The sequence below is a fragment of the Pseudomonas uvaldensis genome, from assembly GCF_021271205.1.
GTDB classification, from domain to species: Bacteria; Pseudomonadota; Gammaproteobacteria; order Pseudomonadales; family Pseudomonadaceae; genus Aquipseudomonas; species Aquipseudomonas uvaldensis.
In genome coordinates this window covers 15,546-29,001 of record NZ_JAIWKS010000001.1, presented here as the reverse complement: position 1 = coordinate 29,001, position 13,456 = coordinate 15,546, and the positions used below count along the sequence as shown (strand labels likewise).

The 13,456-nt window shown below is 60.7% G+C and carries 14 protein-coding genes; 9 read left to right on the top strand and 5 right to left on the bottom strand.

The window, feature by feature from the left end; translation table 11 throughout:
• The first annotated feature begins 21 nt into the window (after positions 1 to 21).
• The 4 genes from LCU97_RS00160 to LCU97_RS00145 all read left to right on the top strand — a co-directional run bounded on the left by LCU97_RS00160 (position 22) and on the right by LCU97_RS00145 (position 4,859).
• On the top strand, positions 22 to 495 hold the full coding sequence (locus LCU97_RS00160) for a MarR family winged helix-turn-helix transcriptional regulator (RefSeq protein WP_053158330.1): 474 nt from the start codon (positions 22 to 24) through the stop codon (positions 493 to 495).
• On the top strand, positions 492 to 1,961 hold the full coding sequence (locus LCU97_RS00155) for an efflux transporter outer membrane subunit (RefSeq protein ID WP_232775262.1): 1,470 nt from the start codon (positions 492 to 494) through the stop codon (positions 1,959 to 1,961). The genes LCU97_RS00160 and LCU97_RS00155 overlap by 4 nt, the downstream gene beginning before the upstream one ends.
• A gap of 15 nt (positions 1,962 to 1,976) precedes the next feature.
• Positions 1,977 to 3,176: an efflux RND transporter periplasmic adaptor subunit gene (locus tag LCU97_RS00150; protein WP_053158324.1), complete on the top strand. Its 1,200-nt coding sequence runs from the start codon at positions 1,977 to 1,979 to the stop codon at positions 3,174 to 3,176.
• Positions 3,177 to 3,329: 153 nt separating this feature from the next.
• Positions 3,330 to 4,859 carry a DHA2 family efflux MFS transporter permease subunit gene (locus LCU97_RS00145; protein WP_053158321.1) on the top strand — a complete coding sequence of 510 codons (1,530 nt, stop codon included), beginning with the start codon at positions 3,330 to 3,332 and terminating at the stop codon, positions 4,857 to 4,859.
• Positions 4,860 to 4,986: 127 nt separating this feature from the next.
• Here LCU97_RS00145 and lpxH read toward each other — a convergent pair whose 3' ends face one another.
• Positions 4,987 to 5,736 carry a UDP-2,3-diacylglucosamine diphosphatase gene (lpxH, locus tag LCU97_RS00140; RefSeq protein WP_232775261.1) on the bottom strand — a complete coding sequence of 250 codons (750 nt, stop codon included), beginning with the start codon at positions 5,734 to 5,736 and terminating at the stop codon, positions 4,987 to 4,989.
• Entirely contained in the window at positions 5,733 to 6,236 is a 504-nt protein-coding gene (locus tag LCU97_RS00135; RefSeq protein WP_232775260.1) for a peptidylprolyl isomerase, read from the bottom strand. Before LCU97_RS00135 ends, lpxH begins: the two co-directional genes overlap by 4 nt.
• A 250-nt stretch (positions 6,237 to 6,486) precedes the next feature.
• On the opposite strand from LCU97_RS00135, the gene LCU97_RS00130 reads away from it, so the two are divergent.
• The 3 genes from LCU97_RS00130 to LCU97_RS00120 all read left to right on the top strand — a co-directional run bounded on the left by LCU97_RS00130 (position 6,487) and on the right by LCU97_RS00120 (position 10,179).
• The gene (locus LCU97_RS00130) at positions 6,487 to 8,184 is read left to right on the top strand and encodes a glutamine--tRNA ligase/YqeY domain fusion protein (RefSeq protein WP_053158313.1); all 1,698 of its coding nucleotides are present in this window, start codon (positions 6,487 to 6,489) and stop codon (positions 8,182 to 8,184) included.
• Positions 8,185 to 8,205: 21 nt separating this feature from the next.
• A complete protein-coding gene (gene cysS / locus LCU97_RS00125) occupies positions 8,206 to 9,588 on the top strand; it encodes a cysteine--tRNA ligase (protein ID WP_232775259.1) in 1,383 nt (460 codons plus the stop codon).
• 135 nt (positions 9,589 to 9,723) lie between these two features.
• Positions 9,724 to 10,179: a DUF2214 family protein gene (locus LCU97_RS00120; protein WP_053158307.1), complete on the top strand. Its 456-nt coding sequence runs from the start codon at positions 9,724 to 9,726 to the stop codon at positions 10,177 to 10,179.
• A gap of 186 nt (positions 10,180 to 10,365) precedes the next feature.
• On the opposite strand, the gene csrA is transcribed toward LCU97_RS00120, so the two are convergent.
• A complete protein-coding gene (gene csrA / locus LCU97_RS00115; RefSeq protein WP_003179932.1) occupies positions 10,366 to 10,560 on the bottom strand; it encodes a carbon storage regulator CsrA in 195 nt (64 codons plus the stop codon).
• A 245-nt stretch (positions 10,561 to 10,805) separates the two neighbouring features.
• On the opposite strand from csrA, the gene LCU97_RS00110 reads away from it, so the two are divergent.
• Entirely contained in the window at positions 10,806 to 11,171 is a 366-nt protein-coding gene (locus LCU97_RS00110; protein ID WP_232775258.1) for an SPOR domain-containing protein, read from the top strand.
• 73 nt (positions 11,172 to 11,244) lie between these two features.
• On the opposite strand, the gene LCU97_RS00105 is transcribed toward LCU97_RS00110, so the two are convergent.
• Both LCU97_RS00105 and LCU97_RS00100 read right to left on the bottom strand, forming a co-directional pair.
• A complete protein-coding gene (locus LCU97_RS00105; protein ID WP_053158302.1) occupies positions 11,245 to 11,934 on the bottom strand; it encodes an endonuclease in 690 nt (229 codons plus the stop codon).
• Positions 11,935 to 11,939: 5 nt separating this feature from the next.
• Positions 11,940 to 12,239, bottom strand: coding sequence for a DUF1654 domain-containing protein (locus tag LCU97_RS00100; protein ID WP_232775257.1), 300 nt, complete (start codon positions 12,237 to 12,239; stop codon positions 11,940 to 11,942).
• Between the two features lie 223 nt (positions 12,240 to 12,462).
• Here LCU97_RS00100 and LCU97_RS00095 point away from each other — a divergent pair, with 223 nt between their 5' ends.
• Positions 12,463 to 13,422: a sugar ABC transporter substrate-binding protein gene (locus tag LCU97_RS00095; RefSeq protein ID WP_053158296.1), complete on the top strand. Its 960-nt coding sequence runs from the start codon at positions 12,463 to 12,465 to the stop codon at positions 13,420 to 13,422.
• The last annotated feature ends 34 nt before the right edge of the window (positions 13,423 to 13,456 follow it).

The following is a 13,456-nucleotide window of genomic DNA, read 5'->3' as shown; positions in this document are numbered from 1 at the left end:
TAGGCAGCAATCGGTGTCCAGATGAAGCATTTCACCCCAGACGATTTCCACAACTGCCATCTCGGCATGCTGCTCGGCCGTGCCGCGCTGCTCAAGGACCGGATCATCGACACCCACATGGAGCCCGTCGGCATTACCGCCGCGCAGTTCAAGGTGTTGATCATCATGGCCCAGCACGGTATCGACACGCCGGCCGAGCTGTGTCGCTACCTGTCCCTGGACAGCGGTTCGATGACCCGCATGCTCGATCGTCTGGAACAGAAAGGCTTTCTGGTCCGCCAACGTTCGGCGCAGGACCGCAGGCAAGTGCAACTGGTGCTCACCGAAGCCGGCCAGGCCCTCGCCGATCGCCTGCCGTATATCGGCGCCGACGCCATGAACCAGTTGGCCGGCGCCATCAGCCGCGAGGAGCTGGAAACCCTCGAACACATCCTCAAGAAAATTCTGCTCGCTGCCGGTGACCCCATCACCGTGCTGCGATTGGGGGACAAATGAAGCGTAAAACCTTGCGTACCCGACTGAGCCTGGTGCTGCTGGCGATGAGTCTCGCCGGTTGTGCCAGCTACAGCGGCCTCAAGACCGAAGGCGTCAGCCTCGATGCCCAGAGCCTCAAGGTCGGGCAGTCGTTGAACGGCGTGACCTTATCGCCCGCCGCGTGGCCGAAAAGCGATTGGTGGAAAAGCCTGGGGGATCCGCAACTCGACGGTCTGATCCGTGAGGCCTTGCGCGACAGCCCGGACATGCAGATCGCCAGTGCCCGTGTTCATCAGGCCAGCGCCGCCGCCTACGCCGCCAACGCGGCGCGTATGCCCACTCTGGATGCCAGCGGCAGCGTCAGTCGCTCGCGGCTGGCCCGTGATCAGGACCCGGCGGGGCAGGGCGGTGCCTACAGCACCTTGCGTTCGCTGAGCGTCGATTTCAATTACAACTTCGACCTCTGGGGTGGTCAGCGTGCTGCCTGGGAAGCGGCCCTGGGCCAGGCCCGCGCGGCCGAAATCGACCGTCAGGCCGCGCAGCTGACCCTGGCCGCCGATGTGGCTCGGGCCTATAGCGACCTCGGCCAGGCCCACATCATTTATGACCTGGCCTCGGAAGACCTCAAGCGCACCCGACAAATGCTCGACTTGAGCAAGCGCCGTCTCAGCGCCGGGATCGACAGCGAGTATCAGTTCCAGCAGACCGAAAGCCTGGAAGCCAGTGCCGACGCCACCCTTATCGATGCGGAGAAACGCCTGCAAAGCGCCAGGATCGCCCTGGCGGTACTGCTGGGCAAGGGCCCGGACCGTGGCAATGAAATCGCCCGACCCAATGTGCTGAAAGCCAGCGCGGTGGCCTTGCCGTCGAACCTGCCGGCGGAGCTGCTGGGTCGTCGTCCGGACCTGGTGGCGGCACGTTGGCGAGTGGAGGCGGCCAGCAAGGACATCGAGGCCGGCAAGACCAACTTCTACCCCAACCTCAACCTGAGCGCGGCGGCCGGGGTGCAGTCGTTGCTGGGGGACGCGATGTTCGGTTCGGCCAGTCGCTTCTTCAACGTGGCGCCGACGGTTTCTCTGCCGATCTTCGACGGTGGGCGGTTGCGGGCAGACCTGGACGCCCGCGACGCTGACTACGACCTGGCGGTGGCGCAATACAACAAGAGCCTGGTCAAGGCCCTTGGGGATGTCAGCGACACCATCAATCAATTGCGTGACATCGCACGGCAGATCGGTGCCCAGCAACATGCCACCGACATTGCGCAAAGCTCCTACGACACCGTGGTCCAGCGCTACGGCTCCGGCATCGGGAATTACCTGGACGTGCTGAGCATCGAGCAGCAATTGCTCCAGGCCCAGCGTCAACTGGCGAACCTGAATGCCGAGCAGATCGACTTGTCGATCCAGCTGATGCAGGCACTGGGCGGTGGTTTCGAGGCCCAGACCCTGGCTTCAGCCACGCCGGCCTCCACCACGCTGAATAACTGATTCGAGGTATTTGTCATGGCCACTGCAGAAAATACTCAAGCGTCCGAACATTCACAGAACAACAACCCGCGCAAGCGCAAGGTGATGCTGCTGGCGCTGACGGTGATCGTCATTCTCGGCGGCCTGGGCGTCTGGGGCTGGCACGAGTTGTATGGCCGGTGGAACGAGAGCACCGACGATGCCTATGTGAACGGCAACGTGGTGGAAATCACTCCGCAGGTCACCGGCACGGTGGTGAGCATCGGTGCTGATGACGGCGATCTGGTGCGCGAAGGCCAAGTGCTGGTGCAATTCGACCCGAACGATGCCGAAGTCGGCTTGCAAAGTGCCCAGGCCAATCTGGCGCGTACCGTGCGCCAGGTACGTGGCTTATACAGCAACGTCGACGGTATGCGGGCGCAGGTCAATGCCCAGGAGGCCGAGGTGCAGAAAGCCCAGGAAAACTACAACCGGCGCCGGAACCTGGCCGCCGGTGGGGCGATTTCCCAGGAAGAACTGTCCCACGCCCGGGATGACCTGACCTCGGCACAGAACGCACTCGCCAACGCCCGCCAACAGCTCAAGACCACCAGCGCCCTGGTGGACGATACGGTGGTGTCGTCCCATCCCGACGTGCAGGCCGCGGCCGCGCAACTGCGCCAGGCTTACCTGGCCAATGCTCGCAGCACTTTGATTGCGCCGGTCACCGGTTACGTCGCCAAGCGCACCGTCCAGTTGGGCCAGCGAGTACAACCGGGCACGGCGCTGATGGCGGTGATCCCGCTGGATCAGCTGTGGATCGACGCCAACTTCAAGGAAACCCAACTGCGTGACATGCGCATCGGCCAGCCGGTGGAGATCGAGACCGACCTCTATGGCAGCGATGTGAAATACAGCGGCACCGTCGATAGCCTCGGCGCGGGCACGGGCAGCGCGTTTGCCTTGCTGCCGGCGCAGAACGCCACCGGTAACTGGATCAAGATCGTCCAACGGGTGCCCGTGCGTATTCATGTCAACGCCGAGGAATTGGTCAGGCATCCGCTGCGAGTCGGGCTGTCCACCGAGGTCAATGTCAACCTGCGGGACCAGAGCGGCCCGGTCCTGGCCCAGCAGCCACCGCAGAAAGCTACGTTCAGCACCCAGGTCTACGACCGGCAACTGGCTGATGCCGACGCGATGATCACCCGGCTGATCCATGAGAACAGCGCCGCCACCAGCAAGACTGCACAGCGTTAGCCCGCTGCAGCGTGAACCTGTGGGAGCGAGCCTGCTCGCGATAAGCCGGCATCGATGGCGCCTGACACACCGCCATCGCGAGCAGGCTCGCTCCCACAGGTTTTGTGTCCTGACCTGGACGATTCTGCCTCCTTCGCTTCATAGGATTTCGCAATGAGCAATAACGCGTCCTTCACGCCGCCCAGCCTGTTGCTCAGCACCATCGGGCTGTCCCTGGCGACGTTCATGCAGGTACTCGACACCACCATCGCCAACGTCGCCTTGCCGACCATCTCCGGCAACCTGGGGGTCAGTTCGGAGCAGGGCACCTGGGTCATTACTTCATTCGCGGTGAGCAACGCCATCGCGCTCCCGCTGACCGGCTGGTTGAGCCGTCGGTTTGGTGAGGTGAAGCTGTTCTTGTGGGCGACGATGCTGTTCGTGCTCGCTTCGTTTCTCTGCGGCATCTCTACCTCGATGCCGGAACTGATCGGTTTTCGCGTGCTCCAGGGGCTGGTGGCCGGACCGTTGTACCCGATGACCCAGACGTTATTGATCGCCGTGTATCCACCCGCGAGGCGAGGCATGGCCCTGGCGTTGCTGGCGATGGTCACGGTGGTGGCGCCGATTGCCGGGCCGATCCTCGGCGGCTGGATCACCGACAGCTATAGCTGGCCGTGGATCTTCTTCATCAACGTACCCATTGGCGTGTTCGCGGTGATGGTGGTGCGCCAGCAACTCAAGGCACGACCGGTAGTGACCAGCCACCAGCCGATGGATTACGTCGGTCTGATCACGCTGATCATCGGCGTCGGCGCGCTCCAGGTGATCCTCGACAAGGGTAATGACCTGGACTGGTTCGAATCCAACTTCATCATCATTGGCGCGCTGATTTCCGTCATCGCCCTGGCGGTGTTCGTGATCTGGGAAATGACCGACCGGCATCCGGTGGTGAATCTGCGATTGTTCGCCTACCGCAACTTTCGCATCGGCACCATCGTGCTGGTGGGCGGTTACGCCGGGTTCTTCGGCATCAACCTGATCCTGCCGCAGTGGTTGCAGACCCAGATGGGCTACACCGCCACCTGGGCCGGGCTGGCCGTGGCACCCATCGGTATCCTGCCGGTGCTGATGTCGCCCTTCGTCGGCAAATACGCCCACAAGTTCGACCTGCGCCTGCTGGCCGGGCTGGCGTTCCTCGCCATCGGCCTGAGCTGCTTCATGCGCGCCGGGTTCACCAATGAAGTGGATTTCCAGCACATTGCCCTGGTGCAGCTGTTCATGGGTATTGGTGTGGCGCTGTTCTTCATGCCGACCTTGAGCATCCTGATGTCGGACCTTCCGCCGCAGCAGATCGCTGACGGCGCCGGGCTGGCAACGTTCCTGCGGACCCTGGGCGGCAGCTTCGCCGCGTCCCTGACCACCTGGATCTGGATCCGCCGGGCCGACCAGCACCATGCGTACCTGAGCGAAAACATCAGCACATTCGACCCGGCCACCCGTGAAGCGCTCAACCAACTCGGCGGTCCAAGTGCGCCGGCCTATGCGCAGCTCGACCATATCCTGACCAGCCAGGCGTACATGCTCTCCACCGTGGATTACTTCACGCTGCTGGGATGGGCATTCATGGGCTTGATTCTGTTGGTGTGGCTGGCCAAACCGCCGTTCGCTGCGAAGGCGGGGCCGGCGGCGAGCGGCCACTGATCAAGCATTGAAATGCAATCCCCTGTGGGAGCGGGCTTGCTCGCGAAAGCAATGTGTCAGTCGATATCGAAGTGACTGTCAGGCCGCCTTCGCGAGCAAGCCCGCTCCCACAGGGGCGGCGTATGCTTTAAGTGCTTGGCAATGCTAATTGCGAATTGCCAAACCCAAACGGCGCCAGCGCAAACCCTTGCTCATCCACCTGCAACGCCCATCCCTGCTTGTCCCAATCCCCCAGTACGATGCGTCGGGCGGCGTGATCGCCCAGTTGCAGCTTGTGGATGGCGGGGCGGTGGGTGTGGCCGTGGATCAGGGTTTTTACCCCGTACTGTTGCATGACCCGCGGCACTTCCTCGGGGGTGACGTCGACGATGTCGTTGGCTTTCATCCGCGTTTGCGCACGGCTTTCGCTGCGCAGTTTGCGCGCCAGCTTCTGGCGGCTGCCCAATGGCAGGTGGCGCAGGATGAACAGCGTGACCGGGTTGCGCAGCCAGCGCCGAAGCTTCATGTAGCCTTCATCGCGGGTGCAGAGGCTGTCGCCGTGCATCAGCAGCACCGGCTCGCCATTGAATTGCACGACGCTCGGGTCCTTGATCAGGGTGCAGCCGGCCGCTTTACAGAAGGCCTGGCCCAACATGAAGTCGCGATTGCCGTGCATCAGGAATATAGCCGTGCCGCTGTCGCTCAAGGCGCGCAGGGCCTGGCAGATGGAGCGTTGGAACGGGGTCATGGCATCGTCGCCGATCCAGGCTTCGAAAAAGTCCCCCAGGATGTACAGCGCTTGCGCCGAACGGGCGCGGGTGGCGAGCAGATCCAGAAACGCCCGGGTGATGTCCGGGCGCTCCTCTTCCAGATGCAAATCTGAAATCAGTAGGATCACTCAACGATCTCGGCTTTCTCGATGATCACGTCTTCCGCCGGGACGTCCTGGTGGCCGGCCTTGGAGGTGGTGGAGACGCCTTTGATGCTGTCGACCACATCGGTGCCCTCGATCACTTCACCGAACACGGCGTAGCCCCAGCCCTGGACGGTCTTGGCGCTGTGGTTCAGGAAGCTGTTGTCGGCCACGTTGATGAAGAACTGCGCGGAGGCCGAATGCGGCTCCATGGTGCGGGCCATGGCGATGCTGTACTTCTTGTTCGGCAGGCCGTTGTCGGCTTCGTTCTGGATGCTTGGGCGCTTGTCTTTCTTTTCCTTCATACCCGGCTCGAAACCGCCGCCCTGGATCATGAAGTTGCCGATGACGCGGTGGAAAATGGTGTTGGTGTAGTGGCCAGCGTTGACGTATTCGACGAAGTTCGCAACGGTCAGCGGTGCCTTTTCGGCATTCAGTTGCAGAACGATGTCGCCGTGGTTGGTGGTCAGCTTGACTTTGGTCATGATTACTACTCTTTCAAGAAATTCGTGGGTTTCGGGGCCCGCAAGCCCGCAACCGGTCTGGCTGCAAACGGCCAGGCTGGGCAGTTTAGCGTGCCGGGCACGAAATTCGAGGCTGTTTTTCGTCCGGCAGCCGAATAAATTCAATCGTTTGCCGGACCTGGCCTGTCAGGTGCTTGACAGCATCGGCTATGATACGGGTTTTGATTTATCAGGCCGCACCCGGCCGCGCACTTGTCTGTTCAAGGATCCTATGAGCAAGCCCACTGTCGACCCTACCTCGAATTCCAAGACCGGCCCGGCCGTGCCGGTCAACTTCCTGCGCCCGATCATCCAGGCGGACCTGGATTCGGGTAAGCACACGCAGATCGTCACTCGCTTCCCGCCAGAGCCCAACGGCTACCTGCACATCGGCCATGCCAAGTCGATCTGTGTGAACTTCGGCCTGGCCGAGGAGTTCGGCGGCGTCACGCACCTGCGTTTCGACGACACCAACCCGGCCAAGGAAGACCAGGAATACATCGACGCGATCGAAAGCGACGTCAAGTGGCTGGGTTTCCAGTGGTCCGGTGAGGTGCGCTACGCCTCGCAGTATTTCGACCAGTTGCACGACTGGGCGGTGGAACTGATCAAGGCGGGCAAGGCCTACGTCTGCGACCTGACCCCCGAGCAAGCCAAGGAATACCGCGGCAGCCTGACCGAGCCAGGTCGCAACAGCCCGTTCCGTGACCGCAGCGTCGAGGAAAACCTGGACCTGTTCGCCCGCATGCGTGCCGGTGAGTTCCCGGACGGCGCACGGGTGCTGCGGGCCAAGATCGACATGGCCTCGCCGAACATGAACCTGCGCGACCCGATCATGTACCGCATCCGTCACGCCCATCACCACCAGACCGGTGACAAGTGGTGCATCTACCCCAACTATGACTTCACCCACGGCCAGTCGGACGCCATCGAGGGCATCACCCACTCGATCTGCACCCTGGAATTCGAAAGCCACCGTCCGTTGTATGAGTGGTTCCTGGAGCACCTGCCGGTACCGGCCAGGCCGCGCCAGTACGAATTCAGCCGCCTGAACCTGAACTACACCATCACCAGCAAGCGCAAGCTTAAGCAGCTGGTGGACGAGAAGCACGTCAATGGCTGGGACGACCCGCGTATGTCGACCCTGTCGGGCTTCCGCCGCCGTGGCTACACGCCTAAGTCGATCCGCAACTTCTGCGAGATGGTCGGCACCAACCGTTCCGACGGCGTGGTGGACTTCGGCATGCTGGAGTTCAGCATCCGGGACGACCTCGACCAGAGCGCCCCGCGTGCCATGTGCGTGCTGCGTCCGCTGAAAGTGGTCATTACCAACTACCCGGAAGGGCAGGTCGAGAACCTTGAGCTGCCGCGTCACCCGAAGGAAGACATGGGCGTGCGCGTCCTGCCATTCGCCCGGGAAATCTACATCGACCGCGACGACTTCATGGAAGAGCCGCCCAAAGGCTACAAGCGCCTGGAGCCTGCCGGTGAAGTGCGCCTGCGCGGCAGTTACGTGATCCGCGCCGACGAAGCCATCAAGGACGCCGATGGCAACATCGTCGAGCTGCGTTGCTCGTACGACCCCGACACTTTGGGCAAGAACCCGGAAGGTCGCAAGGTCAAGGGCGTGATCCACTGGGTGCCGGCCGCCGCCAGCGTCGAGTGCGAAGTGCGCCTGTACGATCGCCTGTTCCGTTCGCCGAACCCGGAGAAGGCCGAAGACAGCGCCAGCTTCCTGGACAACATCAACCCTGACTCCCTGCAAGTGCTCACTGGTTGTCGTGCCGAACCCTCGCTGGGCAACGCACAACCGGAAGACCGTTTCCAGTTCGAACGCGAAGGCTACTTCTGCGCGGATATCAAGGACTCGAAACCCGGTGCTCCGGTGTTCAACCGTACCGTGACCTTGCGTGATTCCTGGGGTCAGTGATCAAGTCTTAAGGGAAACCCTGTGCTTACGATCTACAACACGCTCACCAAGAGCAAAGAAGTCTTCAAGCCGCTGGATGGCAACAAGGTACGCATGTACGTCTGCGGCATGACCGTGTACGACTACTGCCACCTGGGTCATGGCCGCAGCATGGTCGCCTTCGACCTGGTGACCCGCTGGTTGCGTTTCAGTGGTTATGACCTGACCTACGTGCGCAACATCACCGACATCGACGACAAGATCATCAACCGCGCCAACGAGAACGGCGAGTCGTTCGAGGCCCTGACCGAGCGCATGATCGCGGCGATGCACGAGGACGAGGCGCGCCTCAATATCCTCAAGCCGGACATGGAGCCACGGGCCACCGACCATATCCCCGGCATGCATGCGATGATTCAGACCCTGATCGACAAGGGCTATGCCTACGCGCCAGGCAATGGCGATGTTTATTACCGCGTCGGCAAGTTCATGGGGTACGGCAAGCTGTCGCGCAAGAAGATCGAAGACCTGCGCATCGGTGCGCGCATCGAGGTCGGCGAATCGAAGCAGGACCCGCTGGATTTCGTCCTGTGGAAAGCCGCCAAGCCGGGCGAGCCGAGCTGGGATTCGCCGTGGGGCAAGGGCCGTCCGGGCTGGCACATCGAATGCTCGGTGATGTCCACCTGCTGCCTGGGCGAGACCTTCGACATTCATGGTGGCGGTAGCGACCTGGAATTCCCGCACCACGAAAACGAAATCGCCCAGAGCGAAGCCGCCACCGGCAAGACCTACGCCAATGCGTGGATGCATTGCGGCATGATCCGGATCAACGGCGAGAAGATGTCCAAGTCCTTGAACAACTTCTTCACCATCCGCGACGTGCTGGATAAATATCATCCCGAGGTGGTGCGTTATCTGTTGGTGTCGAGCCACTATCGCAGCGCGATCAACTATTCGGAAGACAACCTCAAGGACGCCAAGGGTGCCCTGGAGCGCTTCTACCATGCGTTGAAAGGGTTACCGACTGTACCGGCCGCCGGTGGCGAAGCGTTCGTGGCGCGCTTCACCGAAGTGATGAACGACGACTTCGGCACGCCTGAGGCATGCGCGGTGCTGTTCGAGATGGTGCGCGAAATCAACCGCCTGCGCGAGAGCGATCTCAATGCAGCGGCGGGCCTGGCGGCGCGCCTGAAGGAACTGGCCGGAGTGCTCGGAGTATTGCAGCTCGAGGCGGATGAGTTTCTTCAGGCCGGTGCCGAAGGTCGCGTGGACGCCGCCGAGGTCGAAGCGCTGATCCAGGCGCGGTTGACAGCTCGCGCCAACAAGGACTGGGCCGAGTCCGACCGCATCCGCGACCAGCTCACCGCCATGGGCGTGGTGCTGGAAGACGGCAAGGGCGGGACGACATGGCGTTTGGCTGACTGATCCAGCAACGCACAACACCCTGTGGGAGCGGGCAAGCCCGCTCCCACAGTTTTTTACACTCCAATCCTACCGATCCTTCTTTTATGAGCTAGTACTGTCAGGTCGATTCGACGTTCTCTCTGGCAGGTATCTTCCATGTTGGCTCATTGGTCTCTGGCAGCAATTCATCTCCTGGCCTTTGCCCTCGGTTTTTGGGCGGTGCTGGCGCGGGGCTCGGCCTTGCGGCGGTTGGCGGGCGGTGTGGATGCGGTTCGCGGGGTGTTGATCGCCGATAATGTGTGGGGCCTGTCGGCCCTGGTCCTGCTGGTGACTGGTGGGATGCGGGCTTTCGGCGGGTACGAAAAAGGCTCGGACTATTACCTGCACCAGCCTCTGTTTCATCTCAAGATGACCTTGTTCCTGCTGATCCTGTTGCTTGAGCTCGCGCCCATGATCACGTTGATCAAATGGCGAATGGCACTGGGCAAAGGGGTTGCGATCGATCCTTCCAAAGCCGGCCGGTTCGCCCGGATCAGCCACATCGAAGCCTTGTTATTGATGTTGATGGTGATCGCTGCCACAGGCATGGCCCGTGGGCTGAGCTGGAGCTGACCGGCACGAACACCCGCTTCGTCGCCATTAAAACGAAATGTCCGACAGCCATGCGACGAGTCATGGCATTAATATCGGTTTTCAGGGGGCGGGACGGAAATCAGAAGCGGGGTGGAGCAGGGGGCGTGAATCTTTAGCCAGCCACTGCGGCGATGCAAACGGGCTGGCTGCGGACTGCTGCAAGGCTCAGGGAGTTTGCGGCTTGTCAGGGGCGGTCAGGCCAGCCTGAATGCGCTGGTAAATCTCTTCGCGATGCACCGCAACGTTTTTCGGGGCATTGATGCCGATCCGGACCTGTTGGCCGCTAACGCCCAGAATGGTGATCGTGATGTCGTCACCAATGTTTATGCTTTCACCGACTTTGCGGGTGAGTATCAGCATGGTGTTCTCCTTGATTGCTTTATAGGGCACCTGATTGACAGTGCAGATGTCGGTACTGCTTATAGATTAGTGCTAAGTGTCACAATTTGGGTGCCTCTTTCTGACGTGCAGACGCTGCATTAATTCCCAGGGTGCGACTATACAGAGACGCCGGGCAGGATTCTCGTGTTTTGAGTGCTGTTTGCGGGGTTCTTGGTGCGCACGGGTGCTAAAATCCGCGCCTCATGTCTTCCAGAGGAAACGTTGTGCGCAAATTGGCTTGGGTTATTGCGGTATTGATGCTGGCAGGATGCGGTGAGGGACGTGACGCGCAAGCGCCGAAGCCAAAGCCGCCCGCGGCCTCCGTACCGGCAGCAGCCACCGCGCCACAGTGGGGTGTGGAGGTTCGAGGTGAGACGCCGCAGGCTGTCAGCGACCTGACTGGCTGGCTCATCGAGCACAGCTTCATGTCCACTGTGATCAAAGAGGGTGGCAAGGACCGGGTCCTGGTGGGACCTTTCAGCTCCAAGGCCGACGCCGAAGCCGGGCAGGAAAAAATTACCGCCGCCCTGGTCCGTGCAAAAAAGCGCAACATCGAGACGCAGGTGGTGGATTTTCCAACGGCTCAATGATCGGTAGGGCAAAGCCTGTGGAAGCGAGCGGGCTCGCTCCCACAGTTGATTTGTGCTGTTCACAAATGCGAGGTCAGCCGCAGGCTTTCAGATCCACCGGTCCCACGAACTCGTTGCCACGCCCCATGACACAGGCCACGCTCTGGTTTCGCTGGCGTTCCCAGTTCTCTACCGGGTAGGTCTTGTCCCAGGCTTCGAACAGGCGGCGGTCCTGCTTCGAAAGGCGCAGGCCGTATTGTTTGCTCATGTAGAAATACGTTCGGGCGATCATCCCTCGGATGGATGGGCGGGGCATGACTTTCTTGGCCTGGAAGTCCACCTGGGTCAGGCATGAGCCGTACTGGCCCTTCTGCACAGGCAGCCAGCCGAAGCTGAAATTGCTCCGATCACCGTTCACTTCCCCGATGCTGGGCACCAGGTTGTGAAGGTCGGCCTCGGCGCGCTGATAGACCGGGTCATAACGGGTGCAGTTCTTGCGACCGCCTTGTTGCCAGCATTGGCGTTGATGACCGATCTGCCACGCTGGAACGATATGCTCCCACTCGATCCGGGCGGCGCGACTGGCATTCTTGCGAGGTACGTAGCCGCAAGCCGACAGATTCACGCGATTGCCGGTGTACTTGCAGCCGCAATAAAACTCCGTGGATTGCGGAGCGTAGAGTTTCCAGGCGATTTTCTTGGCTTCGTTGAAGGTGCGAGGGGCGGCGGCCTGGGCACCTGTGGCGATGAATACAAGCAGTAATGCAAGACAGCGAACGATCATCAGGCTCAATCTTCCTTTGGCACAACCCAGAAAACCTGCACGCCACCGTCGTCGCGATAGGCGAGGGTGACGTTGTCGTTCTCGTCGATTTCTTCCAGCAGGCGCTCCCATTCCTCCACGGGTTCGTCGGGAAGACGAAAGATCAGCGCTGCCTTGGCATTTTGGGCGATGGGGGAATTGATGATTTTCGAGACCCGCAGGCCGAGTCGCGTATAGGAATCTAAGGGGGTAGTTGCAGCGGAAGGCGTAGCCACAGGATTATCCTTATTAAGCTGTACGTGCATACAGTATTTAACCGTAGGCATTTACGCAACTGCTTAAAATTCAAGAAAATCGTCTGACAGCGCTTTTTCAAATTTGGTGTAGGAAAAAAGATCTTTTTTGTCGACCCGTGTAAAAGAGCGGTAGTCCGTGATTTGGGACGTTGACAAATCATCGAAGCATTACCATAGTTCACTTCACGCAAACGTTTGCGCGACCTTCGCGCGATGCTTTTGCTCACAATAATCATAAGATCGGAGTGAATCCATGAAGCTGCCCTTTGCTGGACGCTTTCTCGCTGTCGCCATGCTCGCAGCCACGTCCGCTGCGCTGCCTTTCTCCTCGACACTCGCCCAGGCTGCCGAAAAACCCAAGGTCGCCCTGGTGATGAAATCCCTGGCCAATGAGTTCTTCCTGACCATGGAAGACGGTGCCAAGGCCTATCAGAAGGAACACTCCGCCGATTTCGACCTGATCTCCAACGGAATCAAGGATGAAACCGACACCGCCAACCAGATCCGTATCGTCGAGCAGATGATCGTCTCCAAGGTCGACGCCCTCATCATTGCGCCAGCCGACTCCAAGGCCATGGTGCCGGTGATCAAGAAGGCCGTCGATGCCGGCATCACCGTGGTCAACATCGACAACCAGCTCGATCCGGCCGTGGTCAAGAGCAAGAACATCAACGTACCGTTCGTAGGTCCCGACAACCGCAAGGGTGCGCGACTGGTAGGTGAATACCTGGCCAAGCAGCTCAAGGCCGGTGACGAAGTCGGCATCATCGAAGGCGTATCCACCACCACCAACGCCCAGGCCCGTACAGCCGGTTTCAAGGATGCCATGGAGGCGGCGCAGATCAAGGTGGTATCTCTGCAGTCCGGTGACTGGGAAATCAACAAGGGCAACCAGGTTGCCGCGTCGATGCTCAGCGAATACCCGAACATCAAGGCGCTGCTGGCCGGCAACGACAGCATGGCGGTCGGAGCGGTGTCGGCGGTACGGGCAGCCGGCAAGGCAGGCAAAGTGCAGGTCGTCGGCTACGACAACATCAATGCCATCAAGCCGATGCTCAAGGACGGCCGCGTCCTGGCGACCGCCGACCAGTTTGCGGCCAGGCAGGCAGTCTTCGGCATCGAGACTGCCTTGAAAATCCTCAAGAAGGAAAAAGTCGAGATCGGCGACAACGGCGTTATCGAAACTCCAGTCGAGCTGGTGACCAAGCAGTAATCCTGGCGACACAACGGCGCTCGCCCATCCGGGC